An 18,767-nucleotide genomic window follows, 5' to 3' on the forward strand; every position below is an offset into this window, starting at 1 on the left:
AGGATGCGTATCGGCCTCCGTCGGCATCTGTGGTATCGGCACACCGACTCGGTGCCGTCGGCGCTACCGTTGTCGCTCTACCTCACCCCAGCAGTCGCGTACGTGGTCGAGAGCGCGCTCCGGGAACAACGACGACGACCGGGTGGAGACGATGGTCCCGTCGTCGGTGGGTCGGAGTCCAAACGCGGCTCGGAGCAGTGCGAACGGAGCGCCAGCGCCCCACGCCTGCGGGACACAGGTAGCCGGGTAGGGGGTCGGTTCGGTTTCGCGGTCGAATCCACAGTAGAGTTCCGGGAGTCGTTCGTGTCGTGTACTCGCGCCGGCGTCGAGGACGTGTCGCCCCATCTGTTCTGCGACGTCGCCGTAACCGTAGCGGCTGAGTCCGATGGCGATGAGCGACGTGTCGTGCGGCCAGACGCCGCCTGCGTGGTACGACACCGGGCTGTAGCCGGCGTCGGCGGCGCTCATCGTCCGGATACCCCACCCGTCGGCCAGTTCGGGACGCTGGAGCGTCTTGACGACCGTCTCGGCTCTCGACTCTGGCACGAGCCCGGTCCACAGGCACTGGCCGACGTTGGACGTCACTGCGTCGACGATATCTCCCTCGCCGGTCTTCGCGAGGCCGTAGAAGGAGCGGTCTGGGAGCCAGAACTGGTCGTCGAAGGTGCGTTCGATAGCCGCGGCCTGTTCGCGATAGTCCGCACAGCGGTCCGTCGAGACGTCGGGAGAGCCCTCGCGACGGGCGACCTGCGCGAGGAGGGAACTCCCACGCCGGAGGGCGGCCGCGGCGTACCCCTGTACCTCCGCGAGAGCGAGCGGTCCCTCGGCGGTCGACCCGTCGGCGAACCGGACGCTCGCCGTCGTGTCTTTCCAGCCCCTGTGTGCGAGGCCGGTGTCGGCGGTCGTATAATAGAGAAACGGGTCGTCGGGTCCGGACGTACTCGTGTCGTATATCCAGTCGAGGGCCGGCCGTAACGACCCGGCGAGTTCGGTGGCTAACGCCGGCCCCCCTCGCCAGTCACAGGTCTCGGCGAGCAGGAGGACCCACAGCGGCGTCGCGTCGATAGTGCCGTAGTACGGCGTGTGTGGCACGATTTCTCGGGCCGCGAGTTCCCCGTGGCGCTGTTCGTGGAATATCTTCCCCCGTTCCTCTTCGCGGCCCTCGTCGTCTCGCTGGCCCTGATGTGCCGCGAGATACCGCAACGTTCCGGTCGCCAGTTTCGGGGCGACCGGGAGCGCCTGATAGGCCGTGATGAGCGAGTCCCGACCGAACGGGGCGACGAACCATGGCGTCCCAGCCAACGGGACGTAGCCGTACTCGGTCTCCGTGGTCAGCGCGCGGAGGTCCGCAGCGGCCTGTTCAACCACGTCGGCGACTCCATCGTCGGCCGTAGGGACCGCAGGGATATCGACGCGGTCTGTGTCCGTCGCCAGCGTTTCCGCTGGGGGGAGCGTGTCATCGAGACCGATTCGGGTCGTCACCGTCGCGGTATCTCGCGGCTTGACGGTGAGCGAGAACCGCGCTTCGTCGTCAGAGAGGCCCGAGGGGACTGGGTCGAAGGCGATGGTCGTCGAGTACGCCGTGTCCGCGTCGCCGTGTGCGAACGAGTAGGCCTTGCGGACGGCGTCCTCGGAGACGCGGGTCTCGACGGTCCGGTCGATGTCGGCTTCGAACCCTCGTACTTCGAACAAGTCGGCGAAATCGGCCTCGAATCCGAGTCGTAACTCCACTGACTGGGGGTCCGGTGAATGGTTGCGGACGGTGACGGTCTGGACGGCACCGTGTCCCTCCGTCACGCTGAGGCGGCGTGTGAACGACCGGTCTGTGTGTTTCGGGACCTCCCCGGTACCGGTCATCGCGTTCACCTCGGTCGTGGCCGGAGCGAGCGTCTCGGTTCGACTCCGTGGAGAAACCAGCGTCGACTGAAGTCGTGTCAACGTTCCCGTCGCGACACCGCAGGACAGTCGAGAGAGATACCGCGTATCCCGGTCGTACAGCCCGCCGGTGTCTCCGGCGGTGATATCGGAGTGGTCGGCGGTCGGGAACACCAGGTACGTATACCCGTCCACGAGCGTCTCCTGAGCCATCTGTTCACCCTCGGCTGACGGTTTCACGCGGGTCGGAAGCTGATTCGGTTTGGCTTGCAACCATGGTCCAGAGTGTGAAGGGCAGAAAAATAACACTTTGGATGAACACAACAACTCCGAGAGGTTGTTATCCAATAGAATTTTAAATGATTGTTGCAAACAGTTCTGCATATGCCTCCGCATGATAACACGGGACATGATTGGGCGGCGAAAACGGAGCGACGGTCGCTGAGTCGTCGGCGACTCCTCGAACTGGGTAGTATCGCGGCCGCGACCGGGCTGGCTGGATGTGGTGGGGGCGACGGCAACGATGGCGGCGATGGCGGCGATGGCGGCGGTGGTGACGGCGACGGTGGCGGACAGGAGACGGCGAGTAAGATCGGGTACTGGAACATCCACAACGGCGACGACTTCCGGGAACCGATCAACACTATCGTCAGCAATTTTCAGGAGAGTGCCGGGACGACTGTCGATACCCGATACGTCGACAACGACGACATCTCCGAACAGCTGTCGAGCGCGGTCGCGTCAGATACGTTGCCCAACGTGGGACTGCTGGCGATCCAGACGATTCAGCGACTCGGTGCCGACGGCACGCTCTCCTCGGAGAGTACGACGTCGGTCGTCGACGAAATCGGTGAGGACGACTTCCGGGACGGGCCGTTACAGTTCATGAGTGACGGTGAGGGAGGGTACTACGGCGTTCCGGCCGACGCGTGGGTCCAGGGCATCTGGTACCGCAAGAGCGCGTTCGAAGAGGCCGGTCTCGAACCGCCCGTGACGTGGGACGCCATCCTCACGGCGGCCGAGACGTTCCACGACCCGGACAACGACACGTACGGTATCGGGTTCGGGACGCAGGTCGACGCGTATGCCCGCCAGTGCTTCACGCAGTTCGCTCGCTCCAACGGCGCGAAGGTCCTCGACGAGGACGCGAACGTCGTCTTCGACTCACAGGAGATGGTCGAGACCCTGGAGTACTACCAACAACTGAGCCAGTACACGCCCGGTTCGGTCACGTTCAACGACACGCGGAGCCTCTACGGGAACGAACAGGAACACATGTTCCTCTACTCGTCGTACCTGCTCCCGGACCTGTTAGCCGACGAGGGCGAGGAGATGGTCGCCGATACGGGGCTTGCTCCGGCGACCGAGAAACAGCGACGGAGCACGTACGGGCAGGTACTCGGACACTGCATCTTCGACGACAGCGACGCCAAACTCGCCTCGTCGAGAAATCTCGTCAACCACATCATGACCGGCGACTCGTACGTCAAGTGGGTGCACACCCAACCCGGCGGCACGATGCCGGTCCTCAAGTCGACCTCGGAGAGCGAGGCGTACCGCGACAACGAGACGCTCTCGGCGTGGAGCGACACTATCAACCAGATATCCTCGGCGCTGGGGAACATGGACCGGTTCGACGTCGTCAACGGCACTCTCGTGCCGGAGTTCGGCCAGATATCTAGCCAGTCGCTGGTCGCAGAGGCGGTCAACCGCGTCTGCATCAAAGGCGACGACCCCCAGACCGTCGCGACTGAGCAGGCGGAAAAGATGCGTAGCGCGCTCGAATGATGTCCGTCGGGACTCGACTCGCGTCCGTGACGGGTCTCGAGCAGTACTTCGAGTCGCCGGCACAGCGACGAGAGACGCTCCTCGGTATCGGGTTAATTCTGCCCGCCGTCCTCCTCATCGGCGCGGTCATCCTCTACCCGATCGCGTACAACGTCTACCTCAGTTTCACCAACGTCCCGTTGAACCCGGACAAGGCGCCGACGTGGGTCGGGCTAGAGAACTACGTCGGGTTGTTGTCTAGTCCCCGGTTCTGGAACGCGTTCTGGACGACGCTCGTGTTCACTGTCGGGAGCACTGTCGTCTCGACGGTGGCCGGGTTGGCCGTCGCGATACTGTTCAACCGGGAGTTCAGGGGGCGGCGGCTCGCCCGCGGGTTGGTACTGTTGCCACACGTCACCCCGATAATCGCCGTCGCGTTCGTCTGGCAGTTCATGCTCAGTCCGCTCTGGGGCGCGATTCCGAACATGCTCGCCCAGTGGGGGCTATACAGCAACAGTACGGGCCTGTTGGCCCAGAGTTCCACGGCGCTCCCCATGGTAATCATATTCTCGGCGTGGCGGAACTTCCCGTTCGCGTTCCTCCTCATCGTCGCCCGTCTCCAGGCGATTCCGGAGTCGATGTACGAGGCGGCGCGCATCGACGGGGCGGGTGCACTCGCCCAGTTCAAAGACATCACCTTCCCGGAGCTACGCGGGACCATCGCCATCGTCGTCTTGCTCAGGTTCATCTGGGAGTTCAACGCCTTCGCGCAGGTCTGGCTGCTCACGCGGCAGGTTCTCACACTCCCGATATTCGCCTATCAGACCGCCTTCGCTAACTTCGAACAGGGGACCGGTGCGGCGATTTCGCTCCTCCTGTTCCTCGTGCAGGCGATGTTCCTGATCGGGTTCGTCACGCTGTTCGGGGAGGACAAGATATGATACTCCGCATCTACGCACAGGTCCGGTCGAGTCTGAACGTCCTCAAAACGGGCTACGACACCGACAGCCGACTCGGACACGTCGGGTTCTACGTGAGTCTGGGGTTGACGCTCCTTATCGCGCTCCTCCCGTTCTACGTGATGCTCGTCACGAGTCTCACCCCGGACGCTGCCATCTACTCGGACAACCCGTCGCTGCTCCCCGGCGAGATAACGCTGTCGCAGTACACCGTGTTGTTCACCTCCCAGACGTTCGCGTTCACGAGCTACTTCTTCAACAGCGCGCTCGTCGCGCTGGTGACGGCGTCGTTCTCGCTGGTCGTCGGCGTCGTCGGGGCGTACAGTTTCACGCGGCTGGAGTTCCCGGGCAACGGTATCGTACGACGCGGCGTCGTCGTCGTCTACATGCTCTCGGCGATTACGGTCGTCGTTCCGCTGTTCCAGTTGCTCGCGCGCTTCGGCCTCGTCGACACCCGGTTGTCCCTGTTCATCACGTACACCGTGAGTACGCTCCCGCTCACGCTGTACATGCTCTGGAACTACTTCGAGAGCCTGCCGGTCGAGATAGAGGAGGCGGCGCTCCTCGACGGCTACTCCCGGGTCGAGACTATCTTTCGCGTGGTCGTTCCCCTGAGCCTTCCGGTGCTCGTCGCCGCCTTCCTCTTCGCGTTCAAGATAGCGTGGAACGAGTACATCTTCGCGTCGGTGTTCCTCAAGTCACAGGCGAAGCTCACGCTCCCCATCGGAATCGAGCAGATGAACAGCAACTTCAACAACGTCTGGGGGCAGATAATGGCGGCGTCGTTCCTCACCACGCTGCCGATTATCGTGATGTTCCTGTACCTCGAACAATACATGGTCAAAGGACTGACGGCCGGGGCGGTGGAGGGGTAACGATGTCTGAACACAGTCGTTCGGCGGCGGGGGACCTGACCGAAGACGGTTCGTCCGAGCGTCCCGCCATCGGGGCGGTCGGTGACGCCGTCGGCGGTAATCCGGTCCAACTGAGCGCGCTCACGAAACGGTTCGACGAGACGCTGGCCGTTGACGGTGTGGACCTCGAGGTCGACAGCGGCGAACTGGTCGTGTTGCTCGGTCCCTCCGGATGCGGAAAGACGACGACCCTGCGGATGGTCGCCGGGCTCGAACCGATAACGGATGGCACCGTCACTATCGGCGACCGGGACGTCTCGCGGACGATTCCACAGGACCGCGACGTGGCGATGGTGTTCCAGAGCTACGCGTTGTACCCCCACAAGACAGTCCGCGAGAACATCCGGTTCCCGCTCCGGAAGACGGACCTCGACGAGCCCGCGGTCACGGAGCGCATCCAGTCGACGGCGGCGCTCCTGGACATCACGGACCTTCTCGACAAACAACCGGCCGCGCTCTCGGGCGGCCAGCGCCAGCGGGTCGCGGTCGGGCGGGCGCTCGCACGGAATCCGTCGGTCCTGCTCATGGACGAACCGCTGTCGAACCTCGACGCGAAGCTCCGCGTGCAGACCCGGTCGGAACTCCGCGACCTCCAGCAGCGACTCGGCATCACGACGCTCTACGTCACTCACGACCAAGAGGAAGCGATGAGCCTCGCCGACCGTATCGCCGTCATGAACGGGGGACGTATCGAGCAGGTCGGGACGCCCGAGGAGGTGTACCGCCGACCCAACTCGGAGTTCGTCGCTGCCTTCCTCGGGGACCCCTCTATGAACGTCTTCGACGTCACCGACGAGGGCGGGCCGGTCGTCGACGCTCTCACCGCCACGAAGCCGTCGGGGGCGCGACGGGTCGGTATTCGACCCGAGGACGTCTATCTCGCGGGCGAGCGCACAGCGGCAGGCCCTCCCGAGGAGACTTCTCCCATCGATTGCCGGGTCACGGTCGTCGAGCCCATCGGTCGCGCGTACGAACTCACGGTCGAAGCCGGGGGCCGAACCTTCGAGGTCCGGACCCGGTCGGTGCCGGAGAGCCTCGACCGTGGCTCGTCGACGGCGGTGACGTTCGACGCGGACGCCATGTCGTACTTCGACGCCGACGGGAGGCGGATGGACGATGGTTGAACTCGACATCGACAGCGTCACGAAGCGGTACGACGACGCACAGGGAACCGAAACCGCCGTCAGCGACTTCTCGCTGACCGTCGAGGACGAACTGCTCGTGTTGCTCGGCCCCTCCGGATGTGGCAAGACGACGACGCTGCGGATGATTGCGGGGCTCGAAACCGTCTCCGACGGGACAATCCGCATCGACGGCCGCGACGTGACGGGACTCCACCCCAGCGACCGGTCCATCGCGATGGTGTTCCAGGACTACGGGCTCTACACGATGATGTCCGTCCGCGAGAACATGGCCTACGGGCTGAAGCACTCGACGGACCTCCCGGCTGCCGAGCGGGAGGCGCGGGTCGAGGAGATGGCCGAGATGTTCGACATCGCGGACCTGTTGGACCGGCCGGTGACTGACCTCTCTGGCGGACAGAAACAGCGGGTCTCGCTCGGCCGGGCGATGGTCCGCGAACCGGACGTCTTCCTCCTCGACGAACCGCTGGCGAGCCTCGACGCGAAACTCCGGTCGGAGATGCGGACCGAACTCCAGCGCCTCCAGTCGGAACTGGACATCACTACCGTCTACGTCACCCACGACCAGAAGGAAGCCATGACGATGGCCGACCGCATCGCCGTCCTCGACGACGGGGTCCTCCAGCAGGCGGGGCCGCCGGACCGGGTGTACGCGGACCCGACGAATCGGTTCGTCGCCGACTTCCTCGGCAACCCGTCGATGAACCAACTCCCGGCGGTCCTCGACCGGCAGGACGGCCACCGATACACGGCCCGGTACCCGGTCGACGACCCGACGATTTCGCTCGCCGACGTGCCGAGCGGGGTGACGACCGCCCCCGGAGAGGAGGCCGTCGTGGGAATCCGACCGGAGGACATCGACGTCGACGCGCCGTCGCCCGACGGACCGGCGTTCGAGGCGGAGGTCGTCGTCACGGAGTATCAGGGGAGCGACAACTTCGTCCACCTGCTGGTCGGTGAGACGGAGGTGACGGCCGTCACGCCACCGAGCGTCAAACCGGAACCCGGTGATACGGTCCGTCTCAGCGTCTCGCCGTCGGACGTCTATCTGTTCGACGCCGAGACGGGCGAGGCGATAGCCACCAGTGCCCGTTCGGTCGCGGCGCGCGGTCGAGACGCCTGACCCGGCGTCCACGGCCGCGCCGCTCGGTCTGCCTGCCGGGGAGCGACCGTCACAGTCCCGGTGCCGGGACCGTCGTCCGCCGGAGGTCGAACGAGTCGTCCTCGCGAGCGACTTCGGCGAAGACCTCCCACTCGTCTCCGCGGGGCAACACGTCGACGTACCGGCAGGTGGCGAAGGTGTCGACCCCGGTCTTCCGCTCGGCGGCCGGACCGCTGTAGACGGGGCCGTCGGGCGAGGTGTCGGTCATCCGTTCGAGGTCCGGCGACACCGCCACGCCCGTCCGGAGGTTCCACGTCCGGCCCGTGTCACTGACGCCGCTGCCCTCGTAGAACACGAGCCAGACGGGCGCATCGGGCGCAGGAACGACGGCCGATACCCTGACGTGGTGGTCGTGCCAGTACGCCCGTTCGATGACGGGGTTGTCCCCGTGGCGGGTCCACGTCTCGCCGTCGACGCTGGTCGCCAGATGCGCCTGTTCGGAGCGCCCGTCGGCCCCTGCATAGAACATGTAGTACCGCCCCCCGACCGTCTCGATGACCGGGTCTTTGACCGTCCCCGCGTCGGTCGTCCCCGGTTCGGGTCTGAGGACGGTCCGTGCAGTGTCCGGGTCGAGTTCCGACGGGTCGTCGACGTCGGCGAGTTTCTGTATGACCCAGTCGTTCCCGCCGCGGTCGACGGGGACGTAACACTGGAGCGCGCCCGTGTGCGGGTCCGTGACGAGTGCCACTCGCTCGACGCTCACCACCCCGAGGTCGGCGGCCGTCAGGTTCGCCTGCTGCGTGAGCGAGCCGTCGTCGCCGTACTCGTAGACCGTCACCTCGTGGCCGCGCCGGTCGGGGTCACGCCACCGGACGGCGAGGTACGCCACGCCGTCGTGTCGGTGGATACACGGCGCGCCCACCCAGTATCCTTGTCCCTCCCCGGACGGTTCGAGCAACGTCTCTGCCGCGGCGACGTCGATCGCCGGAGGCGTCGCGTAGGTCGACATGATAACAACCACGAATCGTGGTGTTAAATAACGCGGGGGACGTTTACACGTCTGATGCACACCGTCTTGAGGCGTCCGAGCCAGCGCGAACCAACGCACAGCGGAGACGACAACCCGACACCGGCACGCTCGACGCATGAGTGACAGTCGACTGACCGGCCGACTCGAAGAACTCGGCCTGACGTCGTATCAATCGAAGGCGTACGTGGCTGCCGTTCGCTCGGGGAAGGCCACCCCGCAGGACCTCGTCGACGTCTCTGGCGTCCCGCAGGGGCGCATCTACGACGTGCTGTACGACCTCGAGGAGATGGGGCTCGTCGAAATCCGGTCTCGCGGGCGTGGGAAAGAGATTATCGCGCCGTCACCCGAGGACGTACTGGGAGACCTCAAACGACGGCGAATCGACGAACTGAGCGACACTATCGACACGCTGAGTTCGGAACTGCGCCGGGTCCACGACGACACCATCGACGTGTCCGACGACTACGTGACGATGGCGAGCCGTGAACAGACAGCGCTCCGGCACATCAAGCGGGCGATAGAGGCCGCCGAGTACTGGCTCGTCGTCGCCACGTCGCCGCGCATCTACCGGCAGATAGACCCGGAGCTCCAGGTGGCGCTCGACAGCGGTGTCACCGTCAGACTACTGATGAGCGGCGACGACTCGACCGTCGAGCGCACGTATCCCGAGCAGATGTCGGTCCGGTCCCGGGCGACGGCAGACACGGTCGTCGCCGCCGACCGGACCTACGGTATCTTCGGGAGCAACCACCCGATACAGGACACGCAACGATACCTGATTACACAGGAGTCGAACCTCGTCTTGCTGTTGCAGGACTACACCGAGACCGTCTGGGGCGCCTCGGCCGTCGTCCAGACGGGGCGGACGTTCCCGCGTCGGTATCTGGACCCGCGCCGAGCGATTACCGACCTCCGCTCCGAACTCGACGACGGGACCCGGTTCCGTGCGACAGTCGAGGGATACCACACCGACTCACACGAACCCGACACGTGGGAGGGCGAGATCGCCGATTACGAACTGCGCAGCGAGGTCGCCATCGATTTCTCGCTGGCTCCACCGACCGTCTCGTCGCTGACACTGTCGACGCCGGACGAGAGGCTCACCGTCGGTGGGTGGCGAGCGACAGTCGAAGATATCGCGGCGACGGGCATCGAAATCACCCCGGTCGCCGACTGACCGGTGCGTCGCCCGGACTGTCGTCGTCGCTCGTTACGCCGATGACGGCAGTCCGGGTCCAGTCCCTGTTCGTGCAGTTCCAACAGATAGCTGACGAACTTGCGCTCCGGACAGCCACAGTGGGGGGCGGCCTGACAGTCACAGTCCATGAAGTCCTCCGCGAAGTCCAGCACGCGCTCTCGGGAGGCGTCGTCGGGTATGGCCATGCTTCCCTCTGAAACACGGCCTCGTCACCAGTCTCACTGGCGCAACGGCGAAGCGCCACTTCCTGACGGCTGGGCGCGCATCTTTTCCCCTGTGGAGACGCTCACCGGCCAGTCTCGGCGACCACCTGTCACGGCGAAAATCCGGGTGGTCGACAGATACTTGTGAACTGCTCACATGGTCCCGAGTGAATCGTCATGCAACCGTGCCACAACTGTCAGGCGGTCATCGACGAGTATCTCTTGGACAAACACCTCGAGCCCCTGCGTGAACTCACAGTCGACGAATTCAATCTCTGTGTCGACTGTACGACCATCGTTCCCGATGCGTGTAGCGAGTGCGACGGCGCGGTCTACGTCCCCCGGAGCGAATCGAAGACCCCCGACTACTGTCCCGCCTGTCGGGCCGACCATCTCGACCAGACGGGTACCGACCCCGGATGGCATATCGACACCGCCACCAACTGAACGCGGCGGGTTCTCACGGCGGCCGCGTGAGTGGGTGCACGAAACTGGTGCCGGCAGTCGCTGACTGTCAATCGCACCGATGGACCGTCGTCTCGACGGGGCCTCGGGCCTGAGCGTAATGGAGGGGGCAAACGAGTGGTCGTCGTGTGGCTTGACGGTCCACTCCTGGGCGATGGTTGCGAGGACGAGCCGCGCTTCGAGCATGGCAAAGCGGTCCCCGATGCAGCGACGCGGGCCGCCGGCAAAAGAGAAGTACGCGAACGTCGGATGCGAGTGCTCTCCCGGCTCGTCACTCCCACACAGACGCCTTGAGGCCGAGTCAGTACAGCACCCAACTCGTAGTGGTGACGACGTATTCCTGGCGTGTCTTGACCGGTGCGTTCGCAGGGATATTGCGCCGCTGGTTTTCGCTCCGAATCCAGCCCCGGCAAGGGTCCAAATGCGAAGACGTCACTCGATCCAGAACATCGATTCGTAACGTATTTCTGTGCCAGCGGGATATCTAAGAATGCTTCAGCCAGCGTGTCCGGGCTGGGGTAGTGGCATCCTTTAGCCTTGTGGTGGCTAAGAGGCGGGTTCGATTCCCGCGCCCGGACTTTTCTTAATTTAACTCTCCGAATATCGTACTATGGTCAAATATCTCCCGTAACGCCCGTTTACGATTCTCGAATTAGTGATCTAAGATAGTCTGATTCTACCTTGCCAAACTCGGCTTTTCGATGGCAACTGATACACAGTGAAATCACGTTTTTCAGGTAGTGTGCGTCCTCACGTGTGTGGTCGTCTGAGCCGATAAACCACTTCACGGGCCTGATGTGATGTACATCTGGATTTCTCCCCATCTCTTCGTCTGTTCGTCCACAGACGGCGCACTGGTATCCATCTCGCTTGAGTGCTCGCTGACGAACTGCTCTCCACCCCTGGCCGTAGTCCTCGTTTCCACCACCCTCCCAGTTCGGGTGCCCTTCACCAGTGAACGCTTCTGACAGCCACGTACTGTGACAGGATTTGCTACAGAGAACAGTCTCGCCTATCTGGCTCGGATATCGCTCAACTCGCTCTCCGCACACTGCACACTGGCAGACTCGCTTTCCACCGTTCCACCGTGGGTTGGCGGTTTCTGTTAACCGCGTAACGGTCTCTTTGTCATCGTCCGCGTAGCATGGTGAGCAGTACTTCCCAGTGCGTCTGGATGGGTAGTACTTGAAGCTCTCACCACAACTGGCACATTCTGATCGGGCTTTTGCTCCCTGTGATCTGCCTGCACGGCGACACTCATCCGAGCAATATTTCTGCTGTCCTTTCTTTTCAAAATGCTCCCCACAGTTTTCACACTTCGTCGTCACGGAGGAGACACCATGGCTGTGCGCATGGTGGATCTTCATCCCCCGTTCCGATTTAAACTCATGCTCACACTCCGGGCAGGGATATTCGCTCACCGGAACCCCCTCGTTTCGGGTGTAAACTGCTCACACACTCGCTCTCTGGACTGTCCAACCGCTATGCGTTGTATTCGTATTCGTGCCATAATCGACATCGGGCACCCGTGCGCCCGCGCCCGTCGCGGGCGCACTGATAGATCTCGCCCGATGTGCTGCTGGCTCACATTTCTGTGGCGCTGCTGCGTATCCACGCTACAACCGAAACAGACAGCAGACTTTGCAGGGCGACGACTCGCCGACACATGACCGTCAGGAGCGGCTCTGACAGCTGGTCGTTCAGATGTCGTCAGCTGTCGGGGCCCAGGTGGCACTCCCTCCCGTTCATTACGAAAACCCACATGCCGACGGCTCGACTTATGATTCGCTTGAGCCGTCCGCGATGCCGGCACGGCTCCCGTTTCGTTGGTGGTTCGAAACGGATGCCAGATTTACGTCGAGTGTGTCGGCGCCGCCGGCCCACCGCCCCTCAGGGTGATACTGCGGAGTCGGTGAGTCATCTCGACGCTGTGTCTCGGGGCGCGGTACATGACCGGTGTGTCGGCGGTAGTACTCGGAAATCGACGATGGGCGACGCTATCCAACAGCGGCCTCTGAAACGCTCGATGTTGGTTAGTCCACGAGACCACCTTCCCCAGTGACGCTGACACTACCCAACCCTGGAACATCGCCCCGCCTACAGAGAATACTGAAGACAGGGTCCTGTCTAGACGACCCGGTTCCCGGAGGGCATGGTACGTTTGTGTGCGCCGCGGCGTCGACGGCAACATGGAGAAGCGACCTGCTGAGAGCCACATACCGACGATGCGGATTCCACTCACACGAGAGCCCGTGATAGAGAAACAGACAGATTCGGTATCGTTCCGCTCAGAAGTCCGTCCAAGGTTGGTAGAGTATAGCGGTTTGCCTATCCTTGAAAAAACTACGAATTCTGTCATATTGGATGTCTTCATACACCTCCACCGTCTCAGCCTGCCGTCGCGCGCCCGCTCGCCGGGTGATAGTTTCGCCGTTTCAGCCACGGCTTCGTTGGCCCCGTCTCAGGATTGTCTCGGCATCAATCTCTCAGTACTAGCGGAGGATTTCTCCAAGGTTGGGCAGACCGGCCCTATAGCCGGCCATACGCTCGGTCACGGCTCCGGGGACCGCCCGAGACCGGTTCGTCGAGGGGGATGTGGTACAGTCGTGGTCCCCGTCCTACCGACGGAGGACTCCATAGCTGGACCACCCGACTCGAACGCCGATTTTCCATGGCTTGTACCCATACGGTCTGTTTCATACTCGGTCGACGCCCCGCAAGGAGTGTTGCGTCGAGATAGCGAACTCGAGTCTGCGGAGAGTGTCCCGTCGTGCTGTCGCGCCGACGCGGGCGGAGTCAGCGGGCGGGAGTAGGGCCGCCGCCGGCCCGGGTCGCCGATTCGTGACCCACCAAGTATCCCGAGTATCCATCTCGCGAAATCGCTAGACGAGGACCGAGTATGAAGCTTTCTGGGGGGCGAACCGGGGTCTCTGCAGGGGGCCATCCGGGCTGCCGATACGTAATATCGGCCTTCTGAGGGAGGTTTTGCGACCGTTTTGGGTGGTTCGGGAACATCGGCCTAGCTGGACTCGTCAATTCCCTCAGTACATTCTTGCAGCCCAGAACGTCGAGTACGACCGCCGAACTGGCGACTGAGAGCGAGCCATCTCGTTCACAATCCGTTCTCGGCCGGTGGTCCCGGTCTAGAATGTCTCCACATCCGGACCACCGTTTCCCCCATCCGCCCCTCGCACTTGGCCAGTCTATATGTCGCCAGTGGACGGAGCTAGCCCCATCCAATGGCTCCGGATAGCCCCTCGACGGCGACCGACTCCACGGACAGCCAGCCCGAGGTAGGCGACACCCGTCACCTGTCCAGCGGGGACGTCGCGGATCTCTACGACGACATGGCTGCACGCTACGCGCGCTGGGACTGGGCGAACCGGCTGTTCAGCGGGCCGCTCCGAAAGCGAGCCTTCGGCGACGCGCGTGGTCGGGTCCTCGACGTCGCCTGTGGGGCGGGCACGAACTTCCGGTATCTCCCCGAGACGGCCCAGCTAGTCGGCGTCGACGTCAGCCCGGAGATGGTGGCCAACGCACGGGCAGAACTCCAGCGGCTGCGACGCGGTGGCACGGTGTATCGGATGGACGCCCAGGAGTTACAGTTCCACGACGACAGTTTCGATACCGTCATCTCCGCGCTCTCGACGTGTACCTTTCCGGACCCGGTGGCGGCGCTCACAGAGATGGCACGGGTCTGTCGGCCCGACGGGCGAGTGCTGTTGCTCGAACACGGCCGCAGCGACGTCGGCCTGCTCAATCGACTACTGGAGTGGCGCGCCGACGCCCACTACGAGAAACACGGCTGTCGGTGGACGCAGGACCCGCTGGCTCATTTCGAGGAAACCGAGTTGTCGGTGGTCGACGCCGAGACGCACGTCCTCGGGATGGTGACACTTATCGAGGCACGGCCGTCGGCGTAAGGGCCGGTGACTCCGGCCTCGGCAGCCGTTGTGTCGCTGGGCAGGACGCGTCTGTGTCTGGCCGGTGGTGGGTTCTTCAGCCCTCGGCCCGAACGGCCGACAGATGCGTCCCGACTTGACGCGACTCAAACGCCCGCTGTTGTACGTGATGGCCCCGCTGTACGTCCTCGCGGGACTGTTGCACTTCGTCGTTCCGGACCTGTACGTCCAGATCGTCCCCCCGGTCCTGCCCGCACCGCTCGCGCTGGTCTACCTCTCCGGGGTGGCCGAAGTCGCCGTCGGCGTGGGCTTGCTGGTCCCACGGACGCGACCCTACGCGGCGTGGGCGACCATCGCGTTGCTGCTGTCGGTCTTTCCGGCCAACGTCTACATGGCGACCAGCGGGGTCGTCGTCGAGGGGATACCGGGTGGGGGTGACCCCTCGGCGCTCGCTCGCTGGGGACGGCTGCCGCTCCAGGGCGTGTTGGTCCTGTGGGCGTACTGGTACACCGACGGCGGATGACGGACACGAGTGGCCCAGTCTGTCCCATCTCGGGTCCTCGAAGAGGAGGTCTTCCAGACTCCGTGTCGACCCACGGCGAAGCACCTCGCTTGGGGGCCGACGTAGCCACGCCCAGTTCGCCGTCAGGCCGATGTCGTCACGGTTCGGGTCGCAACGACCGCGACTCTGACCCACCGATTGAGCCGTACTCGCTGCTGGACTTGATGATGGAGAGCGCGGTCATGATGTCCGACCGGGTGAGCAGGCCGAGGAACTCCCCGGACTCGTCGGTGACGACCAGTCGGCCGACGGAGTTCTGCTGGAGTTGGGTCAGCGCGTCCATCACGTCGCTGTCCGGCGAGACGGTGTAGAGGTCGGTCGTCATCACGTCTCCGACGGTGTAGGCCTCGCGTTCGACCTCTCGCACGGCGCGAGCGTCCTCTAAGGTGACGAGGCCGACGACTTCGCCGTCCTTCTCGACGGGGTAGCCGGTGTGCCGTTCCTCGAACATCGTCTGGATGAGTTCACGGACCGACATGCGGGGCGTGACCGAGGTTACGCGGTCGGCGGGGGTCATCACGTCCTGCACCGTCACGCCCTCGAAGGCGGCGGCCATCGTCGTCTGCCGGGACTCGCCCTCGGCGCCGATGTAGATGAAGAAGGCGAGGCCGGCCAGGAAGATGTTGCCGGCGACGAACAGGCCGAAGAGGCCGAGCATGACGGCGAATATCTTCCCCACCTCGGCGGCTATCTTCGTCGCTCGGGCGTACGGGCGGGTGCGAGCGAGCAAGGCACGCAGGACCCGGCCGCCGTCCATCGGGAACCCCGGGAGCATGTTGAACACCGCCAGCGCGAGGTTCATCAGGGCGAGGTAGGCCAGCACGAAGCGAGCGGCCTCCACGACGGTCGACTGCGTGCCGGGCAGGACGACGAAGGCGAGGTACGAGAGCACGCCTAGGGCGACGCTGACGACGGGTCCCGCGACGGCGATGGCGAGTTCCTGCTTCCAGTCCTCGGGCGTCTCGGTCAACTGGGCGATGCCGCCGAACAGCCACAGCGTGATGGAGTCGATGGGGTAGCCGTAGCGGATGGCGACCAGCGAGTGGCCCAGTTCGTGCAGGACGACGCCGGTGAAGAGGCCGACGGCGGCGACGATACCGAGGACCCAGACCAGACTCCCGTCGGTCAGTACCGCCGGGTCGAGGCCCGCACCGAGCGAGTCGTTCAACAACGCCGTCGTCTGTTCGACCTGCGTCCCGATAATCCACGCGAACAGGGGCAGGACCAGCAGGAACGTCAGGTCGAGTTGGATGGGGATGCCGAAGGCGCTCCCGATGCGGAACCGACGCATGTGATACTGTTGTCGGTGGACCGACTTAAACGCGCTGTGGCTAGCGAACGGTGGACCAGTCGTTTCGGTAGGAACCTGTCTCGACGAGACTGCGACGCAGAGCCAGACGGCCCCGGCCGTCTGCAGTCCCGCGACTCGCTGTGCGCTTCCTTCGCTCGCGTGCTTACGTCGTTTCGCTCGTCGAGCAGTCGGGGGCTTTCTGGCTGTTCCAGTTCCGCCGGCGTTCGCAGTCGTCGACCCCGAGGCTCTCGTCCACACCGTGTCGAGTGACTGAAGTAGGTCCCGCGACGTACGTACAGGCGTGTCGCAGCAGGCCGCACAGGTTGATACGCTGTTCCTCCACGAGCACGGCGAGGACGTCCGGGTGGTCGCCCAGCGAGACGGCGGGCGTCTGTTCCACGGCGTCCTCGAACTGAAGGAGACGGACGCGGGGCCCCGCCCCCGACGCCTCCGCATCAAAGACGGGACCAGCGAGGACCTCCGCGCACCCGACCAGTTCGTCGAACTGGCACGTCGAGCGACGCGTATCCGCATCTCCGAGCAGACGTCGCCGCTGGCCCGCGACCGCATCCGCGAGATGCTCGACGGCTACCAGTTAGAGGCGAAGGTCGTCCGCACCTGTCGGTACTGCTCGTCTGCGGGGCGGTACTCGCCCATCACGAGCGAGACGGCCATCGAGGCCGACGGGGAGACCATCTGCCCGGACTGCGCCCGCGAGGAACTCGACAGAGAACTTGCCTTCGAGGGTGGCATCACCGGTGACGCCCGGAAACGCCTCGAAGAACTCCTGTTGGAGGTACAGGACCTAGACCGCATCACGAACCTCCTGTCGGGGCAGTTGGACCCCGACCTGACGAAGTTCGACGAGATTTCGGCGACCGTCGACGACATCGACCTCGTCTCGACGGAGACGCTGAACCTCCACCCCGGCATCCAACAGCACGTCGAGTCGCGGTTCGACACCCTCCTTCCGGTCCAGAGCCTCGCCGTCGACCACGGCGCGATGGACGGGCAGGACCAACTGGTCGTCTCCGCGACGGCGACGGGGAAGACGCTGGTCGGCGAACTCGCCGGGCTGAACCGCGTCCTCAACAACAAGGGGACGATGCTGTTTCTGGTCCCGCTCGTCGCGCTGGCCAACCAGAAGTACGAGTCGTTCAAGGAACGATACGGGGACATGGTCGACGTCTCCCTTCGCGTGGGCGCGAGTCGCATCGCCGACGAGGGCGGTCGCTTCGACCCGAACGCCGACGTCATCGTCGGTACCTACGAGGGTATCGACCACGCCCTGCGGACGGGCAAGGACCTCGGGACCATCGGTACCGTCGTCATCGACGAGGTGCACACGCTCGGCGAGGACGAGCGAGGCCACCGGTTGGACGGCCTCATCTCGCGGCTGAAGTACTACTGCGAGACCGGCGGGTCGCCCGACAGCGACGACACCCAGTGGATATACCTCTCGGCGACGGTGGGCAACCCCGGCCAACTGGCCGAGAAACTGCGGGCGAAACTCATCGAGTTCGAGGAGCGCCCGGTGCCCATCGAACGCCACGTCACCTTCGCCGACGGCCGCGAGAAGATAGACACGGAGAACAAACTGGTCAAGCGGGCGTTCGACACGAAGTCGAGCAAGGGGTACCGCGGTCAGACCATCATCTTCACCAACTCTCGGCGGCGCTGTCACCAGATTTCCCGCAAACTGGAGTACAGTTCCGCGCCGTATCACGCCGGACTGGACAACCGCAAGCGCCAGCGCGTCGAGAAGCAGTTCGCCGACCAGGAACTGGCCGCCGTCGTCACGACGGCCGCCCTCGCCGCTGGGGTGGACTTCCCGGCGTCGCAGGTCATCTTCGACTCGCTGGCGATGGGCATCGAGTGGCTCACCGTCCAGGAGTTCGAGCAGATGCTCGGCCGGGCCGGCCGGCCGGACTACCACGACAAGGGGACGGTCTACCTCCTCGTCGAACCGGACTGCTCGTACCACAACAGCATGGAGATGACCGAAGACGAGGTGGCGTTCAAGCTCCTGAAGGGGGAGATGGAACCGGTCGTCACCCGCTACGACGAGGGCGCCGCCGTCGAGGAGACGCTGGCGAACGTCACCGTCGCCGGCACGCAGGCCAAACGGCTCAACGACCGGATGGTCGGCGAGGTGCCGACGAAACACGCGCTCGGGAAACTGCTGGAGTACGAGTTCATCGACGGCCTCTCGCCGACCCCGTTGGGCCGGGCCGTCACCCGGCACTTCCTCGCGCCCGACGAGGCCTTCCAGTTGCTCGACGGCATCCGGAAGGGGCTGGACCCCTACGACATCGTCGCCGAGATGGAACTTCGCGAGGAGCAGTAGGGCCGTACCT

The 18,767-nt window shown here is 64.3% G+C and carries 14 protein-coding genes and 2 pseudogenes; 10 read left to right on the forward strand and 6 right to left on the reverse strand.

The annotated features are described in order from the left end of the window. Nucleotides 1-63: 63 nt before the first annotated feature. A complete protein-coding gene (locus tag Hhyl6_RS09135; protein WP_483738897.1) occupies nucleotides 64-2,088 on the reverse strand; it encodes an amylo-alpha-1,6-glucosidase in 2,025 nt (674 codons plus the stop codon). Nucleotides 2,089-2,259: 171 nt separating this feature from the next. Between Hhyl6_RS09135 and Hhyl6_RS09140 the strand changes: the two genes are divergently transcribed. From Hhyl6_RS09140 to Hhyl6_RS09160, 5 genes are read left to right on the forward strand one after another with little or no spacing between them, the layout of a single operon-like run. Continuing rightward, nucleotides 2,260-3,663 carry an ABC transporter substrate-binding protein gene (locus Hhyl6_RS09140; protein ID WP_483738898.1) on the forward strand — a complete coding sequence of 468 codons (1,404 nt, stop codon included), beginning with the start codon at nucleotides 2,260-2,262 and terminating at the stop codon, nucleotides 3,661-3,663. A 26-nt stretch (nucleotides 3,664-3,689) separates the two neighbouring features. Beyond that, the gene (locus Hhyl6_RS09145) at nucleotides 3,690-4,583 is read left to right on the forward strand and encodes a carbohydrate ABC transporter permease (protein WP_483738899.1); all 894 of its coding nucleotides are present in this window, start codon (nucleotides 3,690-3,692) and stop codon (nucleotides 4,581-4,583) included. Continuing rightward, nucleotides 4,580-5,476, forward strand: coding sequence for a carbohydrate ABC transporter permease (locus tag Hhyl6_RS09150; RefSeq protein WP_483738900.1), 897 nt, complete (start codon nucleotides 4,580-4,582; stop codon nucleotides 5,474-5,476). The genes Hhyl6_RS09145 and Hhyl6_RS09150 overlap by 4 nt, the downstream gene beginning before the upstream one ends. A gap of 2 nt (nucleotides 5,477-5,478) precedes the next feature. Further along, on the forward strand, nucleotides 5,479-6,639 hold the full coding sequence (locus tag Hhyl6_RS09155; protein ID WP_483738901.1) for an ABC transporter ATP-binding protein: 1,161 nt from the start codon (nucleotides 5,479-5,481) through the stop codon (nucleotides 6,637-6,639). Beyond that, a complete protein-coding gene (locus Hhyl6_RS09160) occupies nucleotides 6,632-7,780 on the forward strand; it encodes an ABC transporter ATP-binding protein (RefSeq protein ID WP_483738902.1) in 1,149 nt (382 codons plus the stop codon). The genes Hhyl6_RS09155 and Hhyl6_RS09160 overlap by 8 nt, the downstream gene beginning before the upstream one ends. Before the next feature lie 49 nt (nucleotides 7,781-7,829). Here Hhyl6_RS09160 and Hhyl6_RS09165 read toward each other — a convergent pair whose 3' ends face one another. Beyond that, nucleotides 7,830-8,768, reverse strand: coding sequence for a hypothetical protein (locus tag Hhyl6_RS09165; protein ID WP_483738903.1), 939 nt, complete (start codon nucleotides 8,766-8,768; stop codon nucleotides 7,830-7,832). A 136-nt stretch (nucleotides 8,769-8,904) separates the two neighbouring features. Between Hhyl6_RS09165 and Hhyl6_RS09170 the strand changes: the two genes are divergently transcribed. Next, on the forward strand, nucleotides 8,905-9,966 hold the full coding sequence (locus Hhyl6_RS09170) for a TrmB family transcriptional regulator (RefSeq protein WP_483738904.1): 1,062 nt from the start codon (nucleotides 8,905-8,907) through the stop codon (nucleotides 9,964-9,966). 22 nt (nucleotides 9,967-9,988) lie between these two features. Here Hhyl6_RS09170 and Hhyl6_RS09175 read toward each other — a convergent pair. After that, a pseudogene (locus Hhyl6_RS09175) lies at nucleotides 9,989-10,160 on the reverse strand (DUF5814 domain-containing protein); the annotation flags it as partial. A 207-nt stretch (nucleotides 10,161-10,367) separates the two neighbouring features. Between Hhyl6_RS09175 and Hhyl6_RS09180 the strand changes: the two are divergent. Further along, nucleotides 10,368-10,637 (forward strand): DUF7571 family protein, encoded by a 270-nt coding sequence (locus Hhyl6_RS09180; RefSeq protein ID WP_483738905.1) that lies wholly within the window; start codon nucleotides 10,368-10,370, stop codon nucleotides 10,635-10,637. Nucleotides 10,638-10,704: 67 nt separating this feature from the next. Here the strand turns inward: Hhyl6_RS09180 and Hhyl6_RS09185 are convergent. Continuing rightward, nucleotides 10,705-10,904: pseudogene (locus Hhyl6_RS09185) on the reverse strand (cytochrome P450); the annotation flags it as partial. A 389-nt stretch (nucleotides 10,905-11,293) separates the two neighbouring features. Further along, nucleotides 11,294-12,022, reverse strand: coding sequence for an HNH endonuclease (locus tag Hhyl6_RS09190; RefSeq protein ID WP_483739692.1), 729 nt, complete (start codon nucleotides 12,020-12,022; stop codon nucleotides 11,294-11,296). A 1,872-nt stretch (nucleotides 12,023-13,894) separates the two neighbouring features. Between Hhyl6_RS09190 and Hhyl6_RS09195 the strand changes: the two genes are divergently transcribed. Both Hhyl6_RS09195 and Hhyl6_RS09200 read left to right on the forward strand, forming a co-directional pair. After that, entirely contained in the window at nucleotides 13,895-14,578 is a 684-nt protein-coding gene (locus Hhyl6_RS09195; RefSeq protein WP_483738906.1) for a class I SAM-dependent methyltransferase, read from the forward strand. A 103-nt stretch (nucleotides 14,579-14,681) separates the two neighbouring features. After that, on the forward strand, nucleotides 14,682-15,080 hold the full coding sequence (locus tag Hhyl6_RS09200) for a DoxX family protein (protein WP_483738907.1): 399 nt from the start codon (nucleotides 14,682-14,684) through the stop codon (nucleotides 15,078-15,080). Nucleotides 15,081-15,216: 136 nt separating this feature from the next. On the opposite strand, the gene Hhyl6_RS09205 is transcribed toward Hhyl6_RS09200, so the two are convergent. Next, nucleotides 15,217-16,410, reverse strand: coding sequence for a CBS domain-containing protein (locus Hhyl6_RS09205; RefSeq protein WP_483738908.1), 1,194 nt, complete (start codon nucleotides 16,408-16,410; stop codon nucleotides 15,217-15,219). A gap of 301 nt (nucleotides 16,411-16,711) precedes the next feature. Here Hhyl6_RS09205 and Hhyl6_RS09210 point away from each other — a divergent pair, with 301 nt between their 5' ends. After that, complete coding sequence (locus Hhyl6_RS09210; RefSeq protein WP_483738909.1) at nucleotides 16,712-18,757, forward strand: DEAD/DEAH box helicase; 2,046 nt, start codon at nucleotides 16,712-16,714, stop codon at nucleotides 18,755-18,757. Nucleotides 18,758-18,767: the final 10 nt, after the last annotated feature.

The organism is Haloarcula sp. H-hyl6, from assembly GCF_056934455.1.

Coding starts and splice junctions, on each gene's coding strand:
- Hhyl6_RS09135 (WP_483738897.1), bottom strand. CDS start 2,088: ATGGCTCAGGAGACGCTCGTGGACGGGTATACGTACCTGGTGTTCCCG.
- Hhyl6_RS09140 (WP_483738898.1), top strand. CDS start 2,260: ATGCCTCCGCATGATAACACGGGACATGATTGGGCGGCGAAAACGGAG.
- Hhyl6_RS09150 (WP_483738900.1), top strand. CDS start 4,580: ATGATACTCCGCATCTACGCACAGGTCCGGTCGAGTCTGAACGTCCTC.
- Hhyl6_RS09155 (WP_483738901.1), top strand. CDS start 5,479: ATGTCTGAACACAGTCGTTCGGCGGCGGGGGACCTGACCGAAGACGGT.
- Hhyl6_RS09160 (WP_483738902.1), top strand. CDS start 6,632: ATGGTTGAACTCGACATCGACAGCGTCACGAAGCGGTACGACGACGCA.
- Hhyl6_RS09165 (WP_483738903.1), bottom strand. CDS start 8,768: ATGTCGACCTACGCGACGCCTCCGGCGATCGACGTCGCCGCGGCAGAG.
- Hhyl6_RS09170 (WP_483738904.1), top strand. CDS start 8,905: ATGAGTGACAGTCGACTGACCGGCCGACTCGAAGAACTCGGCCTGACG.
- Hhyl6_RS09180 (WP_483738905.1), top strand. CDS start 10,368: ATGCAACCGTGCCACAACTGTCAGGCGGTCATCGACGAGTATCTCTTG.
- Hhyl6_RS09190 (WP_483739692.1), bottom strand. CDS start 12,022: ATGAAGATCCACCATGCGCACAGCCATGGTGTCTCCTCCGTGACGACG.
- Hhyl6_RS09195 (WP_483738906.1), top strand. CDS start 13,895: ATGGCTCCGGATAGCCCCTCGACGGCGACCGACTCCACGGACAGCCAG.
- Hhyl6_RS09200 (WP_483738907.1), top strand. CDS start 14,682: ATGCGTCCCGACTTGACGCGACTCAAACGCCCGCTGTTGTACGTGATG.
- Hhyl6_RS09205 (WP_483738908.1), bottom strand. CDS start 16,410: ATGCGTCGGTTCCGCATCGGGAGCGCCTTCGGCATCCCCATCCAACTC.